General features: G+C 41.6%; 28 protein-coding genes and 2 pseudogenes. 8 read left to right on the top strand and 22 right to left on the bottom strand.

Going from position 1 to position 24,177, the window contains the following annotated elements:
- Positions 1 to 98: 98 nt before the first annotated feature.
- From NST44_RS14295 to NST44_RS14285, 3 genes are all read left to right on the top strand, one after another.
- The gene (locus NST44_RS14295) at positions 99 to 446 is read left to right on the top strand and encodes a YkgJ family cysteine cluster protein (protein ID WP_083832582.1); all 348 of its coding nucleotides are present in this window, start codon (positions 99 to 101) and stop codon (positions 444 to 446) included.
- Positions 447 to 692: 246 nt separating this feature from the next.
- Positions 693 to 1,277 (top strand): TetR/AcrR family transcriptional regulator, encoded by a 585-nt coding sequence (locus tag NST44_RS14290; protein ID WP_340899986.1) that lies wholly within the window; start codon positions 693 to 695, stop codon positions 1,275 to 1,277.
- Between the two features lie 101 nt (positions 1,278 to 1,378).
- On the top strand, positions 1,379 to 2,131 hold the full coding sequence (locus tag NST44_RS14285) for an SDR family NAD(P)-dependent oxidoreductase (RefSeq protein ID WP_340899985.1): 753 nt from the start codon (positions 1,379 to 1,381) through the stop codon (positions 2,129 to 2,131).
- Positions 2,132 to 2,515: 384 nt separating this feature from the next.
- Here the strand turns inward: NST44_RS14285 and NST44_RS14280 are convergent, their stop codons facing one another.
- Together NST44_RS14280 and NST44_RS14275 are read right to left on the bottom strand one after the other, a co-directional pair.
- Positions 2,516 to 3,106: a hypothetical protein gene (locus NST44_RS14280; protein ID WP_340899983.1), complete on the bottom strand. Its 591-nt coding sequence runs from the start codon at positions 3,104 to 3,106 to the stop codon at positions 2,516 to 2,518.
- A 156-nt stretch (positions 3,107 to 3,262) separates the two neighbouring features.
- Positions 3,263 to 3,688 (bottom strand): NUDIX hydrolase, encoded by a 426-nt coding sequence (locus NST44_RS14275; protein ID WP_028406815.1) that lies wholly within the window; start codon positions 3,686 to 3,688, stop codon positions 3,263 to 3,265.
- A 594-nt stretch (positions 3,689 to 4,282) separates the two neighbouring features.
- Here NST44_RS14275 and NST44_RS14270 point away from each other — a divergent pair.
- From NST44_RS14270 to NST44_RS14255, 4 genes are all read left to right on the top strand, one after another.
- The gene (locus NST44_RS14270; protein ID WP_340901441.1) at positions 4,283 to 4,804 is read left to right on the top strand and encodes a TetR/AcrR family transcriptional regulator; all 522 of its coding nucleotides are present in this window, start codon (positions 4,283 to 4,285) and stop codon (positions 4,802 to 4,804) included.
- A gap of 79 nt (positions 4,805 to 4,883) precedes the next feature.
- Entirely contained in the window at positions 4,884 to 5,675 is a 792-nt protein-coding gene (locus NST44_RS14265) for a siderophore-interacting protein (RefSeq protein ID WP_340899981.1), read from the top strand.
- A 55-nt stretch (positions 5,676 to 5,730) separates the two neighbouring features.
- The gene (locus NST44_RS14260) at positions 5,731 to 6,165 is read left to right on the top strand and encodes a DUF6640 family protein (RefSeq protein WP_051425216.1); all 435 of its coding nucleotides are present in this window, start codon (positions 5,731 to 5,733) and stop codon (positions 6,163 to 6,165) included.
- A gap of 43 nt (positions 6,166 to 6,208) precedes the next feature.
- On the top strand, positions 6,209 to 7,339 hold the full coding sequence (locus NST44_RS14255; protein ID WP_340899980.1) for an FAD-dependent monooxygenase: 1,131 nt from the start codon (positions 6,209 to 6,211) through the stop codon (positions 7,337 to 7,339).
- 221 nt (positions 7,340 to 7,560) lie between these two features.
- Here NST44_RS14255 and NST44_RS14250 read toward each other — a convergent pair.
- The 11 genes and pseudogenes from NST44_RS14250 to NST44_RS14200 form a co-directional block, all read right to left on the bottom strand.
- A pseudogene (locus NST44_RS14250) lies at positions 7,561 to 8,263 on the bottom strand (class I SAM-dependent methyltransferase).
- Positions 8,264 to 8,615: 352 nt separating this feature from the next.
- Positions 8,616 to 9,224 (bottom strand): phosphotransferase enzyme family protein, encoded by a 609-nt coding sequence (locus NST44_RS14245; protein ID WP_340901440.1) that lies wholly within the window; start codon positions 9,222 to 9,224, stop codon positions 8,616 to 8,618.
- Positions 9,225 to 9,390: 166 nt separating this feature from the next.
- A complete protein-coding gene (locus NST44_RS14240) occupies positions 9,391 to 10,251 on the bottom strand; it encodes an IS3 family transposase (protein ID WP_138919336.1) in 861 nt (286 codons plus the stop codon).
- Between the two features lie 23 nt (positions 10,252 to 10,274).
- The gene (locus NST44_RS14235; protein WP_007130931.1) at positions 10,275 to 10,565 is read right to left on the bottom strand and encodes a transposase; all 291 of its coding nucleotides are present in this window, start codon (positions 10,563 to 10,565) and stop codon (positions 10,275 to 10,277) included.
- A gap of 34 nt (positions 10,566 to 10,599) precedes the next feature.
- The gene (locus NST44_RS14230) at positions 10,600 to 10,920 is read right to left on the bottom strand and encodes a hypothetical protein (protein ID WP_340899979.1); all 321 of its coding nucleotides are present in this window, start codon (positions 10,918 to 10,920) and stop codon (positions 10,600 to 10,602) included.
- 103 nt (positions 10,921 to 11,023) lie between these two features.
- A complete protein-coding gene (locus tag NST44_RS14225) occupies positions 11,024 to 12,007 on the bottom strand; it encodes a phosphotransferase enzyme family protein (RefSeq protein ID WP_340899977.1) in 984 nt (327 codons plus the stop codon).
- Between the two features lie 57 nt (positions 12,008 to 12,064).
- Positions 12,065 to 12,682 carry a hypothetical protein gene (locus tag NST44_RS14220; RefSeq protein ID WP_340899976.1) on the bottom strand — a complete coding sequence of 206 codons (618 nt, stop codon included), beginning with the start codon at positions 12,680 to 12,682 and terminating at the stop codon, positions 12,065 to 12,067.
- 152 nt (positions 12,683 to 12,834) lie between these two features.
- Positions 12,835 to 13,212, bottom strand: coding sequence for a hypothetical protein (locus NST44_RS14215; protein WP_340901439.1), 378 nt, complete (start codon positions 13,210 to 13,212; stop codon positions 12,835 to 12,837).
- 171 nt (positions 13,213 to 13,383) lie between these two features.
- Positions 13,384 to 13,497, bottom strand: a pseudogene (locus tag NST44_RS14210) (AAA family ATPase); the annotation flags it as partial.
- Between the two features lie 78 nt (positions 13,498 to 13,575).
- Positions 13,576 to 13,977 (bottom strand): NUDIX domain-containing protein, encoded by a 402-nt coding sequence (locus NST44_RS14205; protein WP_244152639.1) that lies wholly within the window; start codon positions 13,975 to 13,977, stop codon positions 13,576 to 13,578.
- A 155-nt stretch (positions 13,978 to 14,132) separates the two neighbouring features.
- A complete protein-coding gene (locus NST44_RS14200; protein ID WP_007127807.1) occupies positions 14,133 to 14,765 on the bottom strand; it encodes a TetR/AcrR family transcriptional regulator in 633 nt (210 codons plus the stop codon).
- Between the two features lie 201 nt (positions 14,766 to 14,966).
- Here NST44_RS14200 and NST44_RS14195 point away from each other — a divergent pair, with 201 nt between their 5' ends.
- Positions 14,967 to 15,314, top strand: coding sequence for a TipAS antibiotic-recognition domain-containing protein (locus NST44_RS14195; protein WP_007127806.1), 348 nt, complete (start codon positions 14,967 to 14,969; stop codon positions 15,312 to 15,314).
- A gap of 78 nt (positions 15,315 to 15,392) precedes the next feature.
- On the opposite strand, the gene NST44_RS14190 is transcribed toward NST44_RS14195, so the two are convergent.
- The 9 genes from NST44_RS14190 to NST44_RS14150 all read right to left on the bottom strand — a co-directional run bounded on the left by NST44_RS14190 (position 15,393) and on the right by NST44_RS14150 (position 23,725).
- On the bottom strand, positions 15,393 to 15,848 hold the full coding sequence (locus NST44_RS14190) for a hypothetical protein (protein ID WP_007127805.1): 456 nt from the start codon (positions 15,846 to 15,848) through the stop codon (positions 15,393 to 15,395).
- A 22-nt stretch (positions 15,849 to 15,870) separates the two neighbouring features.
- A complete protein-coding gene (locus NST44_RS14185; protein ID WP_340899975.1) occupies positions 15,871 to 16,926 on the bottom strand; it encodes an ankyrin repeat domain-containing protein in 1,056 nt (351 codons plus the stop codon).
- A gap of 569 nt (positions 16,927 to 17,495) precedes the next feature.
- Positions 17,496 to 17,825: a hypothetical protein gene (locus NST44_RS14180; protein ID WP_007127802.1), complete on the bottom strand. Its 330-nt coding sequence runs from the start codon at positions 17,823 to 17,825 to the stop codon at positions 17,496 to 17,498.
- A 71-nt stretch (positions 17,826 to 17,896) separates the two neighbouring features.
- Complete coding sequence (locus tag NST44_RS14175; protein ID WP_340899973.1) at positions 17,897 to 18,331, bottom strand: GNAT family N-acetyltransferase; 435 nt, start codon at positions 18,329 to 18,331, stop codon at positions 17,897 to 17,899.
- A 289-nt stretch (positions 18,332 to 18,620) separates the two neighbouring features.
- Positions 18,621 to 19,169 carry a GNAT family N-acetyltransferase gene (locus NST44_RS14170; RefSeq protein ID WP_340899971.1) on the bottom strand — a complete coding sequence of 183 codons (549 nt, stop codon included), beginning with the start codon at positions 19,167 to 19,169 and terminating at the stop codon, positions 18,621 to 18,623.
- 143 nt (positions 19,170 to 19,312) lie between these two features.
- Positions 19,313 to 19,870 carry a DUF402 domain-containing protein gene (locus NST44_RS14165; RefSeq protein WP_340899970.1) on the bottom strand — a complete coding sequence of 186 codons (558 nt, stop codon included), beginning with the start codon at positions 19,868 to 19,870 and terminating at the stop codon, positions 19,313 to 19,315.
- 223 nt (positions 19,871 to 20,093) lie between these two features.
- A complete protein-coding gene (locus NST44_RS14160; RefSeq protein WP_138919336.1) occupies positions 20,094 to 20,954 on the bottom strand; it encodes an IS3 family transposase in 861 nt (286 codons plus the stop codon).
- Positions 20,955 to 20,977: 23 nt separating this feature from the next.
- Positions 20,978 to 21,268, bottom strand: coding sequence for a transposase (locus NST44_RS14155; RefSeq protein ID WP_007130931.1), 291 nt, complete (start codon positions 21,266 to 21,268; stop codon positions 20,978 to 20,980).
- 192 nt (positions 21,269 to 21,460) lie between these two features.
- Complete coding sequence (locus tag NST44_RS14150) at positions 21,461 to 23,725, bottom strand: hypothetical protein (RefSeq protein WP_340899969.1); 2,265 nt, start codon at positions 23,723 to 23,725, stop codon at positions 21,461 to 21,463.
- Positions 23,726 to 24,177: the final 452 nt, after the last annotated feature.

Below are 24,177 nucleotides of genomic sequence, written 5' to 3'. Positions count from 1 at the left end.
ACGCTTAAAGAGCCATTCTTTGAGCCGATCTAAAGGCTTTTTTTGTTGTGTCTGCATGTTTGAACGCTAGGGATTATAATGGAATGGAGATGATGGAGATGGAAAGTTTGCCTTGTAAAGGCTGTAAAGGGATGTGCTGCGGACCTGTTCCGATTACTCAACAAGAACGAGTGAAAATTAAAAAGGCCATCCGGAAAATGCCTGCTAAACAACGTTTGGAATTACGGAACCAGGAGCGTTTTCCCGGAACATGCATCTTCTTTGACGAACGACATGATCGATGCGGCATTCATTCGGTACGGCCATCCATTTGCAATGCATTCGGTTTTTATAACAACTTGGTCTGCTTTAAAAGCCCCCAAACGGCCTCTGCCCAAAAATACGAAGCTAACGAACGGCCGATCGGTCTATTAAGCGTGGATTTCACTTGGAAGGATTTTGATTGAGGAACCATGATGTTTGCCGCCGCGATATTGGGCCGGAATGGTTTGATTTCGACATTCTTAACCGAGACTATACCCAACGTTAGCCTAATCTCTTCTCTATATTGACGGAGGCATAGACTATTTTTGATAAAAAAGTTAGAACACCAGAAGTTTACATCATCAATTGTGTTTGGTTGTTGACATCAAAAGCGAAAATGGCTATTTTTTATATAGACCAATCGTTATAATTCAGAAAGGAAACTGACAATGGAACGATCATTATCGGCCCGCGAGCGTCTGATCCAAGCCACTTCGCATTTGATTGAACTTCAGGGATATCACGCTACAGGTCTTAATCAAATCATAAAGGAAGGAGGAGCGCCCAAAGGGTCGTTGTACTACTATTTTCCCAACGGGAAAGAAGAGCTAGTCGCAGAATCGGTAACCATTCATGGACAGGCGGTAACCGAACAAATTCGAAAGGCCCTTGCAAATGTAACCGATCCAGCTGATGCCTTACATGCTATGGTAACGTATGTTGCCCGCAAGTTTGTGCATTCCGATTTCATTAAAGCCGGATCTATCGCTTCCGTTGCTCTTGAGACCGCCCATACAAGCGAAAGGCTTCGGAACGTCTGCAGTGAGATTTATACAGCATGGCAGAACGCTTATGCCAACATGCTTATCGAACATGGATTCAGGCCCGATAGAGCTGCACGAATCGCAATGCTAATTACTGCCTCAATTGAGGGTGCCGTCGTACTTTGTCGCACGAATCGCAGCCCTGCCCCCATGTTAGCCATTGCAGAAGAATTAAAGGAATTGATAGTACAGGCACAGAAACAACTCTAAATTTTTGTACCAGCAACAGCCGGTAAACATCGGTACGTTGTTGGTTCCTTTTCAAAAACATTATATAGACTGGTCTATTTCTTTTCTGAAGGGAAAAATATATGGATCTTGGGCTGTCAGGTAAAGTTGTACTGATTACGGGCGGTTCAAAAGGAATTGGCAAGGCCACAGTTCTTAGGTATGCAGAAGAAGGGGCCAGAGTTGTGTTTACATTTGCTAATGATTCCTCCGCTTCGTCATCGGTCGTTAAGGAAATTGAAGAACGTGGTGGAATAGTCGAAGCTGTACAAATGGATTTAACCCAAAGTTCCTCCATCCAAGAGGCGGTATCCAGTGTAGGCAGGAAATATGGTCCCATTTCGGTTCTGGTCAATAATGCTGTTGCCGGTGCTCGGCATCCCGTTCGTATTGCGGAAAGTGACCCAGAGGAATGGCTTCAAATGATTGATCACAATCTTAAATCGGCATACCTGATTACAAAAACGGTGCTACCATTCATGAAAGGCGGTCAATGGGGACGTATCGTACATGTCTCGTCGGAGATAGCGGAGGACGGCATGGCTGGTGCATCCTCCTATATGACTGCAAAAGCCGGACTACACGGTTTCAGCAGAGCACTTGCCGTCGAACTTTCGAGTGAAGGAATCTATTCCAACGTTGTCTTGCCAGGCCTAACGCTCACCGAACGTAACTTGAGGGATTTTCCAGCTGAGATGCTGCAGAAGTTCTCCTCATCCATGCCAACAAGGAGACTGGGAACTCCGGAAGATGTAGCATCCCTCATTACATTTCTTGGTACCGCGGCCAACTCCTTCGTCAATGGCGAAATGATACGTGTAACAGGCGGCAAGTAATAGAAAGGATTCAGATTTGATCAAACGAGCAGGCGGGTGCCACAGAACGATTCCATAGTGCTGTTATCGATACTTCGACCAAATTACGAAGCTCCCCTTACGACACCAGGTTTTATTATTTCTATCGCCGAGGGGAGCGAATCACGATCTTGCGAGACGCCCTTTTCTTTCGGTTGACGCTCCGTGCTGGGTTGGATGTCCTGATTAGTGGTTAGCATCGAGTGACTTCAATTTCTTGAAATATTTCCTCAAGCCTCGTCCAGTTCTCTCCTATCTTCAAGTCGAGGATTCCTTCAACTTCGTGTCATATAGCTTCGCCTCAGCCGGCAGGCAGCGTAATCCATTGTTATGGATGTTTATTCCTTACATCGAATTGTCTATGCCTCATCTCGAAATTGCAACACATTCCCTAACGGTTCTTTCAAGGACCTCGATGACTTCTTTCAAATCAAGAATCTCTAATTCTTGCTCCTTCGCCTCATCTTTCTTAGCAAAATCAACTTCAATATCCTTTATTAAATCTGGGAGGTATCTATAATCAATCTCTTCAATCTCTATGGGCTTGACTTCCATCGGTCTATAAACAACGGAATAATGGTCAATCAGTTTTCCATTTAATCTCCAAAAATCTCGATAATACTTTAGCTGCGCTTCCTTCTTATCGGGTTGGGGTAGCCACTTGATTTTCTTGTTGTAAATGTCTTCGACCCAAATAACATCCGATATTAAATGATAGAAGTATCCGCGGTAAAATGGTTCATTCATAGAACTCAGATACTTATCCTTGAATCCGAAATAATCGGCAAATTTATGCCCGTCATTATTAGTCTTCACAAAATGAGAAATTGCTTTTGGGGTATTCATATTTTTATGTACATCAGGCGCGATCCCGCCTAAGTAAAATTGATCATCATCAATCTGTAACTCTTGAGCAAGACGTGCGGTTATACAATAATGCATGACTCTAGATCCCATGGTAATCTCCTTTACATGGTTTTTCTGAGAGCGTTTCTTACCTCCACGAACCTCGCTATCTTTCCCTTCCCCTACTTCTAGTGAACCAAGGGGGAACGAAGCCGGCAGAAATCGTAAATGTGTTGTTAGATGATACGTCCCTCGAAGCTTTTATCCTCAAATATTCTTATTATCCACAAACTCAACACAAAAAGGTTGCAATTCAGGTTTTAAGCAGTACTCGATGCGTTGTCTAAAATCCTTCCATTCTACTTTACGAAGCGCTTCCTCGATCGGGAAGAACCCTACTTCCAAGCTTTCATCTGTTATCGTTAATTCTCCTCCAATGGGCTTTGCTAAAAACAATGTGTTGCAAATGGAATTCCCAATGTTCTGAAAAATGCCGCAGAATTTAATAATTTCGATATCGATTCCGGATTCTTCTTTAGTCTCTCTTATGGCAGCTTGACTTAAAGACTCTCCTTCCTCTACTTGACCGCCAGGCATCTCCCAGCCCCTTCGGGGTCCTTTAATTAGTAATAATTCATTTTTATCATTTACGACAATCGCTGCAGCGGAAAGGATATGTTTCGGCGGGCTCATTTTTCTCGCTCCTTTAGGTTTGTTTATTATATGTGCTTTAAAAAATTTCATATTTCGCAGGTTTCATCACATGTCCCTCGTTCATGACGCAACCCGGCCATAAATAACTCTTATAACTTAGGCCGGGTCGTGTGTAGTCTGAATGTTCTTTCTTGTAAAAACTCTGGGAACCAAGGGCAAATGCTAATACATATGGTGGCCAAAGACGCACTTTCCTAAATGTTATTGTTAGGCATGTTCATTTCGGCGCTTCTAACCATAAAAAGAAATAGACCGCACTCCCTAAAGTAACGGTCTATTCTCGACCTAGCTTGTATGGCCGACTGCTCTTTAAGCAGTATATTGTACTGCGTTAGTCGTGTGTCCAGAACAGTTCCTTACTTATTCTTACATCAGTATAGCTCAAGTTATAACGGTTATACAGAAGTTATTTTATTGGAATAACATTGACCTTCATCCGCCAAATATGTTTCTCAAAACAAATGATTGATGTCTATAAAATCAAGTGTTCCCAACCTACGCTATTGACAATGTGCTGTTTAACATGCATTATTTATTTATCTGTTAATAAATAAATGTTAGGGGGCGTTAACGATCTCACCTAAAGGCGACACGATACCAAATGTAAAGCAGCAAATTATTCAAGCCGCCATTCAGTTATTCGCAGACAAGGGCTATTACAAAACAACGACAGCCAATATCGCAAATGCTGTTGGCGTCACTCAACCGTATGTGTTTCATTTTTTCAGCAATAAGGAACAACTTTATCTTGCCGTGCTTGAGCAGGCTATTCAGCGGGTCTTTCAGACTTTTTTGAATGTGGAGGCTCCTTCCGACAAGTTAAAAGAGGCCATGAGTCAGGCATTTAATGAATTACTGAATAGTCATCGTAACGAAATATTAGTGACGATGATGGCATACACCATCCCTGAGACTGAGATTCGAGATGTTGTTCGGAAGGGATTCGATCAAGTTTATGAGCAATTAAAAATGAAGTTTTTGCAGGCTGGATATCCAGACGCCAGTCGCGAGGCCAAGATATTTATCGGAGAAGGGCTGCTTATTTCGCTGTCAGAAACAATCCAATTAGAGAAACTGCTCCCGTGGTACCCATGATCGTTGATTCAACGATCTCATTTTTTGGATTCTATTTATTTATCAATAAATAAAACAATTGATAAAAGGAGGCCATCGTATGAATGACAACCTGAATAAAAAAAATCAGAACACATCTGAACAACCTTCATCCCAAAACCTCTTGCATCATGCGTTCGCCAAGCACATCTCGAAAGGGATGGTGTCCGAAGTAGAACAAATCTCATCATCGATGTTACGCGTCCGAATTTTGTCCAGTTCGTTGGGGAAGCTTTCTTACTCACCTGGACAGCATGTCAGAATACAGATTAACGATCCGCTTTCCTTAAGAGGAATACTGCGTCCCCGTGAAACGCTCCGCTCTTACACCATTTGGGAATTTTCGCCCCAAGAGCAGGCATTCGAGTTACGTATTTATCTCCATGGAGAGGAAGGGATCGGTCAGAACTGGGCACGTAACGTGAAGGCTGGTGATCCAGTGACGTTCTGGGGTCCCATGGGGGACTTTGTCATCCGTCCCGCATCCTATCATCTCTTTATTGGGGAAGAAACGGCGTCCATTGCATTTGGTTCCATGATTCGATCGCTTGATCCGAAAGAACAGATTTATGGCATATTGGAGAGCAATTCGCCAGATGATGACATACCGATGCCGAGATCACAGGAACTGATTCGTGTATATCGTAACGGGGCTTCAGCCGTTGCATCACAATCCCTGCTTTCTGCGATATCCGAAATTCATCTTCCTGCGTTACCTGGCGCAGCGTATGTAGCAGGGGAATCGAAAACTTGCCAGATGGTACTCCAACATCTTGTACGCGAGCGCGGTTGGCCACGCTCATCGATCAAGGTTAAACCTTTTTGGACACCAGGCAAGCGAGGTCTGCACTGAGGCTAAGGAAACAATCAAAGTGAATACATTAACTTGGATGATAGGAGGGTTTTATATGTTTTTGATATCAAAAATAATCATTTCCTTTGTGGCGATTGTTACAATTGCAGGTGCCTTGCTTGCCGATGTGATTGTCCGTAAGACGGCGAGCCAACATATTTTTAATCCCAAATGGCCTCCGCACGCCAAATTTCATAACGGTCAGACGATATCTTTATCCATTCTACTTGGTTTTTCATCGCTATACTTACTGTTCCGGACTGAGGGGGATCTGTGGTTTCAGTTTATTTTAGCGATCTTGACCGCATCGTATTATTGGCTTTCCATGATATTGGCCGCAATATTTCCTAACACCGATTGGATTGATGAGGAATATAAGTCCGATGTCAAAAGCATTTTGGGACTACATCCGCAACAGTTTTTAGCATATATTATGATTTTTTTGTTAGTGGCTAGTTTCGTTCTCGGCTATCTGGATTTTCAACCGTGATTTGAACTTTCGTTTAAACTACTTTGAAGGGAAGAGCATATGCATGCGAAGCAAAGTCATTATTTTAGGCGGGGGAACCGCGGGTTTGTGTTTGGCGATTTCATTGCGATATTTTGGGATAGAGGTAAAGGTATACGAAAAGAGACCGCAGCCAGGAGGTGCCGGTGCCGGTATCATTATAGCTCCCAATGCGCTGCAAGCGCTTGAACCGTTCGGAATTACGGATCGAATCATACAAGCAGGGTACGGTAGGGATGGCATTCAGACATTAACTCAGAAAGGGAAAAAAATCATCAAGATGTCGGTGCAGGATGGATCTTACAAATTGTACTCCATTCATCGAGGAGATTTGAACAATCTGTTATATGAGGCTCTGCCTCCTAGTACAGTTGAATATGGAAAGGAATGTGTGGGGATCAATCAAGACGAACATGGCGTCCGTATCCAGTTTCGTGATGGCAGTGATGCGACGGGAGATATTCTGGTTGCAGCAGACGGAATTCATTCCATCGTAAGAAAACATCTATCAAACAAAAATTCTTATCGTTTCGCCGGATATACATGTTGGCGTGGCATTGTCTCATCTGATTCTTGTACAGGATTGTCCGAAGAATTTATTGAAACATGGGGACCACAGGGGCGCTTTGGGATCATCCCGCTTCCAAATAGTCAAGTGTATTGGTATGCCATGGTAAATGCCCTAGAGAACGATGATCGATTCCGCAGTTATACAGTTACTGATTTAGCAAATCACTTCGAAAAATATCATGATCCCATTCCCAGTTTACTGAAGTCAAGTCACAAGATGATCCATCGTGATATTGTGGATATCATTCCCATGGATCGTTTCTATTCTAACCGCACTCTGTTTATTGGTGATGCCGCCCACGCGTTTACACCCAATCTAGGACAAGGAGCTTGCCAAGCGATTGAGGATGCGGTGGTTGCTGCCGAATGTATAAGTAGGCATACCGATTATAGGCAAGCCTTTGCGGAATTCGATTCACGCCGTCGAACAAAAATAGAAACGATATCGAAACGTTCATGGATGTTTGGAAAAATCACTCAATTGGAACATCCGATGGCCATCGCCGTTAGAAATTTATTGCTTCAGCATACACCAAAGCAAATGTATCAACACGGTATGCATCAGCTTTACAAATTCCAAGGATAAGCGGCAGTCGGCTTCTTCGTCAGCAATATCACCGATCAAAATCCGAGAGATTATGATCGGTGATTTATTTAGGGCTGGCTGAACTACTAATTGAAATTCCTATTCCACAGAAGCCCGAATGTTAACGTTTCAGGAGGCTGACCACATGATGCGGTTAGCCGGTGCGGATGTGTCCCCTCCACGTAATTTCATTTCGCACTCCACTTCCCTTTTTACTTATCCTAAAGTTTTCTTGCCTTGATAACGAAGGTTACAGGGAACATCTTCGCTCTTTTTACGAAATTATTGTTTTCATCCTGCATTTGTATGATTTCACTGTCGGTTTCTTCAATCATTTGTTCAATGACAAACCCTGCCTTCGCCATCGCATTGATATAGGTTGATAGTTTTCGGTCAGATAAGGTTAGGTCCCCTTGGCAAAAATCAGGAGATACCGGATACCACGATTCATCGAAATAACGCTTATTCAAAACAATTCTATTATTTTCTTCAACAACACATTTATGTATAGGATGAGACCAACTGAAGATAAAGACGCCGTCTTTTTTTAAATAAGAAGCGATCCGACTAAACGTGCTTTCAAGGTCGGTTGTCCAGCCAATGGCATAGATCGAATAAACGAAGTCAAAATAATCCTCGGGTATGCCGCATTCTTCTTCCATCGGAGAACGGATCAAATTTGCCGAAAGTCCGCATGCCGTCAAATGCTGCTTGGCCTTTTCAATCTGCTTTTCCGATATATCTATCCCACATAGCTCGGATGCTTGGCGTTCCCAATGATATTGCAAGGATTGACCGTTTCCACAGCCTATTTCTAGCATCTTTTTTCCTGAAACATCGCCAAACAAGCTTGCATTTCTCTTCCGAGACAAACGCTCTCATGCGCATACCTAGGGCAGGTAACGCAATATAAGATCCGGTAATATCCTGGCCATATTGCACCGATTATTGTGTTGTCCTCTATTGCGATAATTACTAACTTTTTGAAAAATTCCTCACCGCCAAACGAACGGTTGTAATCCAGGTCACCGAGACTCGGATAGAATCGTCTGTTGGGTTCTTCAAATTTTCGGACGATGATGTCGCGTATCGCCTCATAATCATCTTCACCTGCATAAGGCCTGAACACAATACTCATATCTAAACCACCGTCCCTTGGATTTTTAGAGATATTGAATCTATTTTTAGGACTCCACGCGATACAAAAGAAGCCAAGGGCCAACCCCTCTGCAACGTAAATAAATTGTTATATCTAGTTGGCGCCCCCAAGAAATCCTTAAAAGATCCCTTCGACTATTGGCACTCCTTCTTCCAATCTTTCTTGGCTCTCAGCAATGTAAGTACTAGTCCAATCATCTAAATTTGAAAGATCAAAACTCCGGTACATTCCGATATAAACGATAAACTCCCTTAGTCGCAGAAATAAACTCAAATTATTTAATGATTCATCATCAATATTTCTGTATCGTTCATATCCTTTAAGAAAACACTTTAAAAATTTCCTGGCCTGTTTATTCCGTTCCGGTATCGAATCATTAAGCACCACATAAACCATGTAAAAAATTTGAATTGCGATATCTTCTTCGTACCAGCTATATTGGCATTCATCAAAATCAAAAAGCGTCATTTTATTATGATCGATAAAGAAGTTTCCTACATTAATATCCCCATGAATAAGTCCATATTTATCTTCTTTTTTTAAATTATTTATCTGACTAGTGAGTTGCTTGAAACTTTCAAACACACGATCCTGATTCGAGGGAATATATTTCTTTATATCCTTTAAATAAGAGTTCTCCGTCCAATCATGACGCATGAATTCTTTTCTGCTTGGTACATATGTTCTTGATAGTTTATGAATTTGTCCTGTTAGTTCCCCGCACATCTCTGAGAGGGGATCATTATTCATACACTCAGGGTAAAAAATCTTCTTTCCCGGTGCCTTCTCAAACGAAGTAATAATGAAATAGGAGTTATCAAGTTCCAGAACCTCAACTGGAGTTGTCAAAAAAAGTGCAGTTTGAAAACACCCTCATACAGAAATCCCGTTACTAAGCTGCTTGCGACAGCATTCTTTCGCGATAAATTGCTGGGGGCCATCCCCCTGGATTAGAGGTGTAGATCCGCTGTCTGTTGTAGTAGACCATGATGTATTTGAAGATGATCGATTTAACATAGGCCATCGGATAGCGCTCCGTGTTGATCTTGTACAGCTTTTCTTTCTTTAGCGTAGCAAAAAAGCTTTCCATCCTTGCGTTGTCATAGCAACGCCCTGTGCCGCTCATGCTCTGAATGGCATCTCGCTTAGCTAGACGCTCTCGGAATGCCTTGCTCGTGAATTGGCTGCCTCGATCGCTATGAAAAATCATTCCGCGAGCATTTCTTGCTTTACAGGCGTTCTCAAAGGCCTGGATGCAGAGGTGCTTGCACATGTTGACGTCCATGGCGAGGCCCACGATCTCTCCGTTGAAACAATCCAGTACCGCGGACAGATATAGCTTGCCGTCTGAACAAGGGACTTCGGTGATATCCGATAGCCACTTTTGGTTGGGTGCTGAGGATCTGAAGTCTCTCTGGATCAGGTTCTCGCTCTTTTGAGCTGTGGCATCCTCGCGTGTAATGCCGTTTGGATGACGCTTGGCTTTCTTCAGCAGGCCATGCTTCTTCATGATTCGGTAGACGGTGCTGTAGCTGGTCGTGATCTCTCTTTGTGACAGCGCTAGCAGAATACGTTGGACACCGTAATTTCGGTTATCTTCATGCTCTCCAATGATGTCTTTGATTTTGACCAGAAGAAGTTGCTGCCGCTCCTGTTTGGGTGAGGGCTTCAAGCTACGGTAGTAGCCCGATTCGCTGACAGCAAGTACCTCGCACATCTCCTTGACGGTCCATCGATCCCGTCGTTCACGGATGTACGTATAGAGCTGGCACGCCTTTACCGCTTCCGGTCTTTTACGAAAAAACCGAGTGCGTCCTTGAGAATTTCATTCGCGCGGCGCAACTCGCCTATTTCTCTTTCTAATTCGATTTCACGCGCAGTCTTATCGGCAGATGCATAAGCGCGTCCGCTCCCGATATGCGCTCCGTCGCCGTGCAGGGTTCTTCGCTTTCTCCATTCCTGCAATGTATAGTAGGCTACGCCTAACTGCTCGGCGGCTTTCTTTGATCCAATCTCATCGCTCAATCTTACTGCTTCTTCTTTGAATGCTTTGTCGTATCGATTCATTGTCTCCCGTCCTCTCGTCAGCTTTCATTTTATTTCATACGAGGGTATTTTTCGACTGCATTTTTATCGTAGCACTCCAAACATATCTGTCAGCTTTGGACGCGATTGGTTTACTTACAGACACTCCATTATTATAAAGATATTGGACCCACTCTATTTCCCCACATACATGATTTGAATGCCTGTGGGAACTATGCGTTATTCTTAAAATATATAGCTTATCCTTCTTAGGATATTCATAGACAAAGTTTTGAAAACCACCGATATACTTTAAATCTGACAAATCTATTCCAAAAAACTTCGCAGCATCCTCAAGTATATGCTCATTCATCAGTTCTTTTATATGTTGCTCCATTGCGCTCACCACCAAAGAAATTCTGAACACTAAAAATAACTTGTGCTTCGTGAATATATTGTTAGATGATGCCTCCGAGAGTTCATCGAATCCCCCTCATCATCTACAATTCAATATTGCATCCCTCAAACGGCATATCTCTTTCGATGAACTTAACTGCTTCAGTAATAGCATTCTTTTGAAATATAGATAGATTATCTTCATTCCCATCCCAGTGACCAAGCCACAAGAAAAAAGAACTGATATTTCGATATTCCATAAATAAAGGAATTCTTCGAATCCATTCATAATCTAAATTGTTATTCTTCAAGTAACCCTCTAAAAACGAAGATAGAAAATGCTTGGCAAAATCATTTTTCGATCCCCATTCTTGGTAATGTGAGCCCCACCATACAGCGTGTGCCGCTGCGATTCCGATATCAAGCGCAAACCAACCGTGCAATGAATCATCAAAATCAAATACCGTGATATCCCCTTGATGAATGAGAAAATTATAGGGATGAAAGTCATTATGAATTAATCCATAGGAGTCATTGTTCTTAGACAGAGACGCTAATTGTTTTTCAATGGATAAAAGTTTCCCAAGAAGTAACGAATAGTTACCTTTATGTAAATGCGGGTTATTGATCTCCGCTGGTCTCCATTCCATCCTTTTTAGCTCTGGTTCACCTGGGTCATACGATCTTGTTAATCTATGCATGAGTCCCATTGTCGAGCCCCATCTATAAAACAAATGCGGTCCCCATAACTTCGGGGACTCATTAAAGAACTTTCCAAAAGCCCCTTCAAACACAACTGCTATAAAGCATTTTTCATGATCTCTGCAACTTGTCGTTAGGCTTCCTTCTAATGTTTGGATTGGTAATGAGGCGCGAACACCATTCTCAGCCAAATACCGAACCCAATGAACTTCGGACTGAATCATCATTTCGTATTCGACTGGTTTTTCCGACAAACGTAGAAAGTAGCTCTTATTGCCTTTAATGTATTTGTATACCTCGTTTGTTGAGTTACTTACAAACTCTAATGAATGCATATCAAATCCGAAAGCACCAGCCGCTTGCGAAAGTATTTCATTACTAACCAATGCGATCCCACTTCCTTCTCTCCATAGCCGCCTCCAAACTCAGCTGCAGCCCCTCGGTTACTTCCGAGGTTGAATTTTACTTATTTCTATGAACTCGCTCGGTATAGCAATGCCTTCCCCCAGCCTTACAACTTGAACTATCGGGGCATGGTGTTGATCGATGTATTCATGTATATCGATATAGGAATTCACATAGGCTTGTGTGCATTCTCTACCATTACTGCAGTCATATTCAAAACCAATCCCTATCCCTTTTTCTTCCTCAATCATTTTACATTCAAGGATATGAGCATAGTCAGCAATATATATTGGGAAATCCGCCATTGGAAGAGAAATCTCAAGCAACACGTCCCCAATATATTTTCTTGTAAGCTCGTACCCCAAATCATTGTAATATTGGCTTTCGGTTAACCATGCCGGCAGAGGATCAATAAAACCTTCAACAAGATGACATCCGATTAACTCTTCCGGTGGATCAGGACAAGCTACTTCACGTCGTGCCCACAGACCTTCAGCCATGATGTTTGGGATATTTCCTTCATAAGTATAATGATAAAAGGTAAAATAGCCCTCTGTACTTACATTTAATTTTGCCTTGTCGGTAGAATAATTTAAGTCTTTTAAGGTCCTTTTTCTGGTCTGCAAAAAGGTTTGGCCCAATCTCAAAACGTTCACTCTCCTTACGAGGGGATTACAGTTTCCACGAAAAGACCCAGCCTTAGATACTCTTACTCTTATCTTAGGCTGGGTTGTTTGTTGTCTGAGCTTCTTCCATGATTATACATCTGGCAGTCAAAGGGCGATAGCCCCTTAGCGTGATTATGGCACTATGCAAGAACAGCGGTGACCCAAAAACATATGGCCGTAATCACGGATAACGGTGTAATGATGTACTTCTCTTTTTTACTTTTAGATAAAGCGTTCATTACGGAATTGATGGATAAATATACAGCAAAGAAGAAACATAGCCCTTTTGTAATTCCACTTGAGAATATGAAGGGGATAAGTCCTGCTGTTTGTAACAGGATCAATATTGCAAACCATTGAATCAATACAGAAAAGGCACACATATATCTCATGCGGGTCGGCATAATTCTATATTTACCTCCCATGGCAAACTCTCCATAGGGCAATCCTAATGCAAGAAGAATATATAATATGGATGCGATGAAAAAAGCCACACTTCCTATAACTGCTGCTATCATAACAATCCCTCCGATCGCGATAATATCTATTCTCATTGAACGTTGCGTATTCACAAGACCTGGAAAATGCCAAGGTGTCTGCTATGAACGCCTCGCTCCCGCCTCTCAGAGTCCATCTGTCTGATGCCTTTTCCAATGCGTAAATTCCTTTATTTAGTACAAAGGTCAATGTGCCGTTTTAGAGACATCATGATCCACTATAACTGCATTCGTTTGTTTAAATATTTGTTTTGCTCATGTTGATTTTCCTGATCCCGGAAACCCTGACATTTGTAAAAAGAACATAATGTTCCTCCTCACAAAAAATAAATGTGTTCAGGCATTAAATAGGTATCAGATGATGCTCCGGTCTTCCTTGAAATTCTATAAAATTTCCCCTAAATATGTTTTTATGTGGGTTCCTTTACTATAAGAATTAATAAGACTTCTGATTCCTACAGGAAACAACGGTTCTTCCATTATGTTTTCAATTTCTATCCATTCAATTCCTATCTGATTCTTGTCCATTACTGCCCCATCTGTTACACCAGATTCTTTCAGAATCCCACTAAATATAAATTCAACTCTATGAATATCTTCATCTAGAAAGCATTCCCTAACAAATAGCAATTCATGGACCTCTATTTCATATCCTGTTTCCTCTGTACATTCTCTGACCAGACATTCTTTAAGCATCTCGCCAGGTTTTTGCCCTCCTCCAGGCAATAAATAAAATACTTCATTCTTTTCTTCTAGCTTGGTTACAAGTAATTTATTATTATGTATGATTAGCCTTGGATGAATTCCTTATCTTCATTGAAATCTCCCTCGGTATATTTACTAAATTATTAGAAGAATGTGTTAATAACATGTTAACTGAAGCAATCCCCTTTTCGAATCACCCATCTAATCATTTGGATCCGGATAAACGGATTAAAGGCTTATGCCTTTACTGGACCAGATCCATTATTATGGGAAATTCCGTACAATTGATTCAACCCGCTGCTCAGAATACTGGTAATCATAAGTGCAATGGTTCGTGGAGATTGCTGCATTCCAGTTTCGATCCAGTTCAGAAGAATGCTGAGATTGGAGGCAGCCAAGTAAGCAATCATATAGTCCTTCGGAACGATCGTGTCGGCCAAATCAGGTCGGATATCGAGGATTTTGGAGAGATGGTGTTCTTTCAAAAATTCCTTAATTCGAACGGCAAACGCAGGATCTCCATTAGGACCAAGGATAACCTTGAAGAAATCGGCGTGCTCGCCGTAATATTCGATAACCTTCACCATTGCGGGATCAGGTTCATTTTTGACAGCGTAGGAGAGATAGTTGTAAGGATTCAGATTCTTCATCCTCTCTGACAAGCCCGCCCATATGTCAGCCTTCACCCGTTCGAGTAAATCGATTGCATCTGTATAGTGTAAGTAGAAGGTGCTGCGGTTTAAACCGGCATTCTCCGTTATATCACTAACGGTAATACGGGAGGGTCCTTTTTCCTCCAGCACCTTTATGAGAGCTTTGTATAATAGTGCTTTTGTTCTTACCTTTCGTCGATCCATTTTCTCAGCCATACCGATCCACCTCTGATTTTTTTTGAGAAAATCTACAGTTCTTATCGCAATTATCGATTAAGCGACAGATCTGAATATTATCAATGATTGAATAGGTCATTAATTTTTTTTAATATACAATCATACAATATGTTATTCAACAGTTTGTCGATTAACTCTGATCGATTTCCTAAAAATTCATGAATTGGAGGCAAGACTGACATGGGCGTATGGGATTACTTTACACCTGAGCAACAGGAAAGACTTAGTAAGAGAATAGAACAAGTCAAAAATGAGTTGGGACTGGAGGAATTTAAGCGATTAAGAAGGGAGTCAAATGAAGTCGTCTCCAAACTAATCAAAGGATTTGAAGAGGGAGTCCCTCCCGAAAATGAAGAGATTATAGCTTTAGCCAAACGTTTAGATGAAAGTCAGGCTATATTCAATGAACGAGATCCTGAGATTGAAGGAACGATTGAACGATTTCACATTGAAAACCCCGATGAGAAAGATCATGGGATGGATTTGAAAATCTACAGATATATTGAGAAAGCGAAGTCTTACATATAATAAGAGGCCGTCATGCCTCCTCTAGAGCATTCCATCATCAGAGTAGCTCCAGTGCAGCGTGGCTGACGACCTTTTTTTCTATATAGTCACACTCGAGTCTGTCAGTTCAAAATACCACTCTAGAAAGGAGTTAAAGCTTTTCCATTGCGGATCCAATGTACCAGCAAAAAAATCCGCCATCTGCTGGCCTAATCCTAAGCCTAACACTGCGTCAGTGCTCTTATTATAAAAAAAGCCAAACTCCCCTTCAAAGTTATCTAACGGAATATACTCTTGAGGCAGCTTTAAAACAACATGGGTTCTCTCCATGCCTAACCTATAATCCGAAGAATTGATCATAAACCAACAAATCTGATAGATTTGACGTCGTCTACTTAAGAAAGTCGGCCCATCCTCTGCATGCAAATAAAACGCTGCAAAATCTGAATCCAAATCGATCCCTAACTTTACTAATGCGTGTTCATATTCCTCTGTAGTGTCTTCAAACCACCAGTTTTTGCTTTTGCAATAATTGATCACTTTTTCTGAAAGCATCTTCACTGCTCCTTCGATAATGTTATCGTTTATAGCCAGGCTGTTCTAATGTTATAGGCGTTGGATTGTTGAGCACCCAATGAACTGCCAGCTCGCACAATCTTGCAGGTTCATCATTTCCATTCCCGCTTTGAAGCTCCCTTGCTAATGTTACTGCCTCCTGAAGTGAAGCGGGATTTAACGGTATACCCAGGCTAAAGTAATGAATCAAACTACTGAGCATTTTACGAAAATGATTATCCCAGTTTATACCGCCATTATCTAAAATTTCGTAAGACACCTTACCCGTAATCCGGATAACTTCACCTTGTACGGTTGCCGCGTGGCCCTTTGAAGGTATAAGTAAATTCCAAAGTTCATGATGCTGCGCCTGCCATCCCTTGGTTGATACGGTTATCGTAGAGACGCCGTCATGCGTCTTTCGCTTCTTTACTGGGGGAACATCAAATAACTCATATAGTCGTAGAAGTGCCTCATCGGTCTGACTCAAATATTCTTTATTAAACCCTTCTCTGTGAAATTCAAAGTCGTTTCCGATTCGATTAATCGAATCTTTCATTTTCGGCGTTACCGTTGTTCCAGCGTTCAGCAAAAGCTCGGCAACCTCCGCCATACTGACAATATCCGCATTCCTGCACGTTGCCAAAGCCTTTTCTAATGGAGTCTGTCTCATCTTATTCTTTGCGTTAATGTTTGCGCCTTTAGTAACCAACGTGTGAACCGATTTGGATTTAAATGAACTGGCGGCTGCAAATAAAGGGGTCTCGTCTTGATAATCAGCGGCTTCTATGTCTGCACCCAAATCAATAAGCAATTCAGTATTACCGTTCCAGCTCATGGCATGTTTATGTAAAGCCGTTCTTCCGTAATTGTCCCTAGCATTTAGATCAGCCCCCTGTTCCACGAGCCATCGAACCAATTCATCCGGAATATTGAAAAAGCTCAAGGCCGTTGATTTGCTGTAGCCGCCGCGGGCATCCCATTCGCATTTGGTAAATACCTCTTTTAATGCCGCTATATCGCCTGCATCGATTAGCTCGTCAAAATTTCTTGGTAAGGTTTTTTTCTTCTTGCCCAATATGCTTTCTCTCCTTACGTCAGAGTTTATATATTTTCTTCATCACCATATAAACCCTACATTTTACCATCTTTTTAATTTATGTAGTATTGTTGTATTAAATATAAGACTTCATCTTCCTTATCAAAACGCAAACCAATGCAAATTTCAGTTATAATCATTCCTTAAAATGTTCATAACGGACATAAAACGCTCTAATATAAATGCACCCTATTCTTGCTTTTCCATCAGGCTCAATAAAATAATCAACTTGAGCTTAGTCATAATGTGGGGTCCAATCGTAGCCCCCTTCAAGATACTTTAAGATGAATGAGTCCAAGTCAAAATGTATACAAGCACAGTTACCATCATCTATTGTTCCATGCTTTCTTATGTACTCAAATAATCTGTCTTTTTCTTCTTTAGGAATAACTGCGATAAAACCATAATCGAGTCCCATCAACTATCCCCGCCTAAGTAATTTTCTGAAACAGACATTTCTCAAAAATTCTGTATTCACGAAGCGAGCCTGCCTTAGATCCCTCTATACTTCTTTTGTGAACTAACACTATTCCCATACGTTAATTAAGTTATTTGTTTGATTTTCCTTGTGTAGAAAAATAGATGATCGGATTGATTATCCCCATACCTGTAATTGCTAAAAAACTATAAAATAAAGCAGGGTCTCCATTTAATCCAATCTCGTCAACAATGATCCCACTACTATATAAAAGTTGGCCAGAAACTAGAATCGAAATCGCTGACAAACTAAGGACCGTGAAACCGTTAATCATTTTATTTTTTTGTTTAAGGATTATCATTATAAAAAATAAAATTAGGGATGCAACCAAAAAAGAGATAAAAATAGGTATTAGCATAGTGAGAGTTCCAATAGTTTCAATCGATTTATGTGTGTACATTTCTTCTACCTCTCTTCCAATACATATTCTTATACTTCAATTTGCTCTACCACCAAACTTATTAATGGAAGTCAAAGCGCTTTATCAAAGCAGTATGAATCTTTGTCATAACCATTATGTTCATAAAAAGCATGGGCATCCGTGCGTTTGAATCCACTACATAAGATTATGCTTGAAATTCCTTTTCTTTTGGAATAATCCTCAACATATTTAAGCAATTTTGTTCCTATTCCTTTATTCTGAAGCCCTTTTTGCACAGCAAGGCCCTGGATGTGTAAGTAACCAAATTCATCTCCAATTGATAACGCGTGCACCGTTGAAATAAAACCAACCACTTTATTTTCAAATAATGCTACAAATGTCTTATAGTTCCCATCTCTATTCATTTTCTCTAACGTCACTGAAAAATTATCAATATTAACCTTGCGGTTTCCTAACACATTAATCCATAACGATACTACCTCGGGATAATCACTTACTTCAATTTCACGTATTAATACTTCCATATTTACACCACCCAAAATATTAATAATAAAGGTTGCGAAGAATAATAATATACATTCTGGCAATGGTTATATTGTAGTTGAACAGTTTCTTGAGATCTGGTATGTAAACATTTTAATCCCGGCATCCCGTATTCACGACGTTCCACCGATTTAAGCACCACCAGGGTCCGGCCACGGCGCAAATGTATCCCCTGAGCCTGCTTCTCTGACGATCGCTACAAGCAGACCGAGGAGTCAAAAAACTCGGATGCGTGAATATAATGTTAGGCGAATTGACTTTGCTTTCTATCTAATGCACTTTATAGTCTTTCTTAAGAAATGCATATATGACATTATCAACAAACCGATTCCTCCAAAAATAATGTTCCTTCAATAACCCTTCTTCTCTAAAACCGACTTTCTCTAATACCGTTCTTGATCCCACATTCTCTGGTTCTACAAATGCTTCAATTCGGTTCAATCCTAGATCATTAAATCCATATTCAATTATCTTTTCAATTGCCTCGGTCATAAAACCTTGACGCCAATATTCTGGCGCTAATTCATATCCTATTTCAGCTTTATAATGGTTTTTCTTCCAGCCATGAAATCCACATGTTCCGATTACTCTGTTTAACGACTTCAGAGTGATACCCCAACGAATGGCTTGACTTCTTTCAAATCTTTCATTCCATCTTTGAATTAGTTCTTCTGCTTGTCTTATGTTCGTAAAACTCTCCACATCATAAAATCTCGTTACTTCATCCAATGAAAAATATTGAAATATATCTACGGAATCATTTTTTGTTATCTGTCTTAGCACAAATCTTTCTGTTTCTAATTCAGGAAACTGAGGCATAGAACTTTCTCCTTTAGTGGTTTAGGTCACATCATCTATCGTTCCTGTATTCACGGACCCAAGAGTCTTCAAGGAGCAAAACGACTGGGACGTATTCCAGGAAATCCAATGGCCGAACGGTCTGAAGCGTGAATACGATGTTATCAATTGCTAATACTGTCTCTGAGATACCTGGAAATAAGATTAAAATGTTTTATAGTGTTCTTTAAAATAGTGTTTTCCATTGGTTCAACTTCTTTGATTAAACCTGTCATCACATGGTTGGCCAGAATATATTCATCTTCTGTGATTTGATTGTTAGTTATGGCTTCTTCTAACTCATCCTCATCTTTTATACAGAAATCACCACTTGGAAAGACAATTAGATCTAGATAAAGATCATCCCAGAAAGGTATACCTCGCTCATTAATCCCTACGTTCTTGGATATATCGAAATACCATTGAACGATTTCTTTTTTCTCACTGAGCATTGTTGTAACACAATAATTAGAGCCAATAGGAAAGTGTTGCATCCAGTAGTACCCATTATCAACCAGACAAACTTCCTGGCCGCCTATTCTTCTTACTAGAGGTTCCTTTACCTCGTGAATACGAATTAATGATATATGCCCTTTAAAATCCCCGTCATCGAAAAACCTGCATATATAATCTCTCTTTAAAACACGTTTCCAATCTAAACGGTTAGCATATTTTCTCTTCATCTCGCACCTCTGAATTAGTTCGTCTCATTCTTGTCTTACATTAATTTCTGTTAATGTTCCCAGCATCTATGAACCTAATTACAAGTGCATTAGCCATTTGTGTTTTCCATTAACATGATTATACATCTGCGGCATCTCACAGGTATATGTTCCTGTATTTCAATACTTTGGAGTTGTCAAAAAAAGTGCAGTTTGAAAACACCCTCATACAGAAATCCCGTTACTAAGCTGCTTGCGACAGCATTCTTTCGCGATAAATTGCTGGGGGCCATCCCCCTGGATTAGAGGTGTAGATCCGCTGTCTGTTGTAGTAGACCATGATGTATTTGAAGATGATCGATTTAACATAGGCCATCGGATAGCGCTCCGTGTTGATCTTGTACAGCTTTTCTTTCTTTAGCGTAGCAAAAAAGCTTTCCATCCTTGCGTTGTCATAGCAACGCCCTGTGCCGCTCATGCTCTGAATGGCATCTCGCTTAGCTAGACGCTCTCGGAATGCCTTGCTCGTGAATTGGCTGCCTCGATCGCTATGAAAAATCATTCCGCGAGCATTTCTTGCTTTACAGGCGTTCTCAAAGGCCTGGATGCAGAGGTGCTTGCACATGTTGACGTCCATGGCGAGGCCCACGATCTCTCCGTTGAAACAATCCAGTACCGCGGACAGATATAGCTTGCCGTCTGAACAAGGGACTTCGGTGATATCCGATAGCCACTTTTGGTTGGGTGCTGAGGATCTGAAGTCTCTCTGGATCAGGTTCTCGCTCTTTTGAGCTGTGGCATCCTCGCGTGTAATGCCGTTTGGATGACGCTTGGCTTTCTTCAGCAGGCCATGCTTCTTCATGATTCGGTAGACGGTGCTGTAGCTGGTCGTGATCTCTCTTTGTGACAGCGCTAGCAGAATACGTTGGACACCGTAATTTCGGTTATCTTCATGCTCTCCAATGATGTCTTTGATTTTGACCAGAAGAAGTTGCTGCCGCTCCTGTTTGGGTGAGGGCTTCAAGCTACGGTAGTAGCCCGATTCGCTGACAGCAAGTACCTCGCACATCTCCTTGACGGTCCATCGATCCCGTCGTTCACGGATGTACGTATAGAGCTGGCACGCCTTTACCGCTTCCGGTCTTTTACGAAAAAACCGAGTGCGTCCTTGAGAATTTCATTCGCGCGGCGCAACTCGCCTATTTCTCTTTCTAATTCGATTTCACGCGCAGTCTTATCGGCAGATGCATAAGCGCGTCCGCTCCCGATATGCGCTCCGTCGCCGTGCAGGGTTCTTCGCTTTCTCCATTCCTGCAATGTATAGTAGGCTACGCCTAACTGCTCGGCGGCTTTCTTTGATCCAATCTCATCGCTCAATCTTACTGCTTCTTCTTTGAATGCTTTGTCGTATCGATTCATTGTCTCCCGTCCTCTCGTCAGCTTTCATTTTATTTCATACGAGGGTATTTTTCGACTGCATTTTTATCGTAGCACTCCACTTTGCTAATTCAGCTTTTACATGTATGTTCCGTTAAACAAATCAAACAGCCTGCCACAGCGGCAGGCTTATTTGTCTGTTTTATAGCTTTTTGTTTTCAAGTTATCTGACTACTATGAAGAATAGTTAATAATTATGCCTTCCTGCGTACCTTCATCGTAAGCAATCCACAACTCATCCCCCACCACTACACCATATACTGGTTCAATAGTCTGTTTAATGTGGTAGGTAATTCCGTCTTTTTCTGCGGTAATCATGGCCAATGGCCGTTCCCCTTGCGTTCCGTCATAATGAACGGAGAGAACCTTAGCCGCACCTTGCTTGCCTTGAAGTAAACGGGTTTCTCTCTGGAAATCTTCCTTCTGCATGTTAACCGGAATGACGGCGCCCACATTCACCGACAAATTTTCAGGTACAAAGAGACTATTGGCTTTACGGATTCGGTCTGCCCCTCTCGAAATCATGACTTCCAGAAGCATCAGCTGCTTATTTTCAATAATGATCGGCATTTTCTGCACATGGATCACTTCGCCCTGAAGAGAGAGTTGGTCCGTTTCCTTAACCGTGCTCCCATTTCCGCCGTACCTAAAAATTCTCGCCATTCCCTGAATCAAAATGAGTTTCGCTCTTTCACCCGTACGATATTCAAATCCGAAAGGTTGAACGACCGGTACGGTATAATCCCGTCCTTCGGCTGTGAAGTAAAGCTTAAGGGCTTGCCCCCGGTTCACTTTCCCATGTGGTTCAATACGAGTAAGTATCACATTTTCAATGATGACCGGTTTAGACGACTGCGCTGCATGTTTAAGATCCTCCTCTGTGATAAATACAGCTTTGTGCTTCTTTCGGTCGTAACTGATCATTACGGTGTCTCCAATTTGAATAGGACTCAGATAGGAGATGACCTGCTTGATTTCAACCTCTTTCATCCGACCTTCATCCTCGAACTGAACGATAAATCGGACCTGTGGCTGTTCATTCACATATAAGCCTGATTCCTCCATATCTATAATCCGGCCCTGAATATGCTGGCCATCTCTCATTTTTTTCATTCTTGATCCCGCCAACATGCGAGGGGCGACTGCGACGCTTAGGAATGTGAGTAGAATGATGAAGACCCAGACCGACCAGTTAATAACAATCGCTCCGCCTTGCTTATAATAATTCCAGAAACTTTGAATCGAGACTTTGTTTTCGGCTTCTGTGAGCAACCATTTCTCGACCTGATCGCTTGATAGAACCTTAGCTTCCTGGAGTTCCATCTCAACATAACCTGCCGTTCGATCTCCACCGCGATAGTAAAGGACGTCACTGCCTAAATTCTTATAAAATTCAGTATCGCTATTTTTCAAATTCTCGTAGGACAGCTGCTCCAGAAGAGCAGAGGCATCTTGAAATTGTCCGGATTTCTCATTGAAAACATATCCTATAACGGATCCATTTAATTCATCTTCTGCAGTAGATCCGGCAATCAGAACTTCTTCGTCATTCAACAGGAATACGGAAGCTTGATATACCGGCTTTGGCGTTGGAACCGCAGCTCCCCAATGATTCTCGTTAGCGTTATAAAATGATGCTTCTTCAGGATAGTTCCCATTTTCGCGTACCAACTTGGCGTTATTGAACCCAAAGACTTTGGCGAAGCGGGCGCCAGCCCGATCCTGTGCAGCAAACGTCCCTTCATCCTTATTCTGAAGCAGCACGGATAAATCACCGTTTTTGTCTAATATCCCGCTGACAAATGCCGTTCTATCGTCCTTTAAATTCACTGTAAATACGGGAACTGCCTGGTCGTTCTTAAAGCTCCCGTGCACTTCATCTATTCGAACTGGTCTGGACGGAAGTTGATCCTTCTCGCCTAAATTCACTTTATTCAGCTTTCCGTCCTTCACCTGAGCTATGTACCATTCTGAATTTGGCGATTCCCCTGCTACAATGAGTCTGCCACGCCAGGCGTAAACATTTGAACTCCATGAGGGTGGAAGGTGCATCGTTCCCTGAGCCAACTCTTCAACCTTGCCAGTTGAATGGAAGTAATTGATTTGCAGCCCGTATGAATCGTCGTAGGTCGGGATGATGATTCCATCTTGCTGATAAGTCGCCGGCCCCAGCCCGGCTTGGAAATTGGTATGTATCGTAGTATCTGTAATTAAGTTTTCCTTATCGGGATCAAAAAGATAAACATCATACTGCTCTCCAACCGGGTGTTTTGCCAAGCCAATTAATTTCTTCCCCTCATCCAGCATATAGATGCGCTCAAAGGAAGGTTTATACTCATCAATGTATCTCTTGTAATCATTCCACATGAACACACTTAACAAAATGACTGGAATCAAAAATACCAAATTGCCGAGAGATATTGCTCGCTTTTTATTCAATCTGTTTCTCTCCCTTTTTATATGTCCGTTGTTATTTGTTATGTAAAGACCTAATAATCGCGATGGTAGATACCACATTCTTATCCTGGTTCTTATGCTATAGCCACTTATATGAAATTGTTTATAAGAAGACAACCGTATTTCTCTTTGGGCGGGAGTATGTGCATGAGTTCGGCAAACAATAAAATAACCACTGATCAAACTTCAGTGGCTTGATGAGATTCATTCTATAATTGCCTTGATTCAATTCTTTACCATACCTGCTCCCTGTGAAAGCCCTATTGTTCAGAGTTTAATAAGATTCTCTATTATTCTACAACAAATTCCATATTTAAGGTATGGAGATACTTTAAAGGCATTTGGGTGCTTCAGATAGGTTTTCCATATTCACGATGTCCATTCACCCTTAGCTGCATGAGACGTGCGAACAGGAAGACCTAAGCTGACCACAA

The organism is Paenibacillus sp. FSL W8-0919 (genome assembly GCF_038003785.1).
GTDB lineage: Bacteria > Bacillota > Bacilli > Paenibacillales > Paenibacillaceae > Paenibacillus_AQ > Paenibacillus_AQ lactis.
This window is presented reverse-complemented; position numbering and strand designations above follow the sequence as displayed.

What these genes read in the sequence shown, in the direction of transcription:
- NST44_RS14295 (WP_083832582.1), top strand. Translation starts at nt 99, where the DNA reads ATGGAAAGTTTGCCTTGTAAAGGCTGTAAAGGGATGTGCTGCGGACCT.
- NST44_RS14290 (WP_340899986.1), top strand. Translation starts at nt 693, where the DNA reads ATGGAACGATCATTATCGGCCCGCGAGCGTCTGATCCAAGCCACTTCG.
- NST44_RS14285 (WP_340899985.1), top strand. Translation starts at nt 1,379, where the DNA reads ATGGATCTTGGGCTGTCAGGTAAAGTTGTACTGATTACGGGCGGTTCA.
- NST44_RS14280 (WP_340899983.1), bottom strand. Translation starts at nt 3,106, where the DNA reads ATGGGATCTAGAGTCATGCATTATTGTATAACCGCACGTCTTGCTCAA.
- NST44_RS14275 (WP_028406815.1), bottom strand. Translation starts at nt 3,688, where the DNA reads ATGAGCCCGCCGAAACATATCCTTTCCGCTGCAGCGATTGTCGTAAAT.
- NST44_RS14265 (WP_340899981.1), top strand. Translation starts at nt 4,884, where the DNA reads ATGAATGACAACCTGAATAAAAAAAATCAGAACACATCTGAACAACCT.
- NST44_RS14260 (WP_051425216.1), top strand. Translation starts at nt 5,731, where the DNA reads ATGTTTTTGATATCAAAAATAATCATTTCCTTTGTGGCGATTGTTACA.
- NST44_RS14255 (WP_340899980.1), top strand. Translation starts at nt 6,209, where the DNA reads ATGCGAAGCAAAGTCATTATTTTAGGCGGGGGAACCGCGGGTTTGTGT.
- NST44_RS14245 (WP_340901440.1), bottom strand. Translation starts at nt 9,224, where the DNA reads ATGTGCGGGGAACTAACAGGACAAATTCATAAACTATCAAGAACATAT.
- NST44_RS14235 (WP_007130931.1), bottom strand. Translation starts at nt 10,565, where the DNA reads ATGAATCGATACGACAAAGCATTCAAAGAAGAAGCAGTAAGATTGAGC.
- NST44_RS14230 (WP_340899979.1), bottom strand. Translation starts at nt 10,920, where the DNA reads ATGGAGCAACATATAAAAGAACTGATGAATGAGCATATACTTGAGGAT.
- NST44_RS14215 (WP_340901439.1), bottom strand. Translation starts at nt 13,212, where the DNA reads ATGATAGCAGCAGTTATAGGAAGTGTGGCTTTTTTCATCGCATCCATA.
- NST44_RS14200 (WP_007127807.1), bottom strand. Translation starts at nt 14,765, where the DNA reads ATGGCTGAGAAAATGGATCGACGAAAGGTAAGAACAAAAGCACTATTA.
- NST44_RS14195 (WP_007127806.1), top strand. Translation starts at nt 14,967, where the DNA reads ATGGGCGTATGGGATTACTTTACACCTGAGCAACAGGAAAGACTTAGT.
- NST44_RS14190 (WP_007127805.1), bottom strand. Translation starts at nt 15,848, where the DNA reads ATGCTTTCAGAAAAAGTGATCAATTATTGCAAAAGCAAAAACTGGTGG.
- NST44_RS14180 (WP_007127802.1), bottom strand. Translation starts at nt 17,825, where the DNA reads ATGTACACACATAAATCGATTGAAACTATTGGAACTCTCACTATGCTA.
- NST44_RS14175 (WP_340899973.1), bottom strand. Translation starts at nt 18,331, where the DNA reads ATGGAAGTATTAATACGTGAAATTGAAGTAAGTGATTATCCCGAGGTA.
- NST44_RS14170 (WP_340899971.1), bottom strand. Translation starts at nt 19,169, where the DNA reads ATGCCTCAGTTTCCTGAATTAGAAACAGAAAGATTTGTGCTAAGACAG.
- NST44_RS14165 (WP_340899970.1), bottom strand. Translation starts at nt 19,870, where the DNA reads ATGAAGAGAAAATATGCTAACCGTTTAGATTGGAAACGTGTTTTAAAG.
- NST44_RS14155 (WP_007130931.1), bottom strand. Translation starts at nt 21,268, where the DNA reads ATGAATCGATACGACAAAGCATTCAAAGAAGAAGCAGTAAGATTGAGC.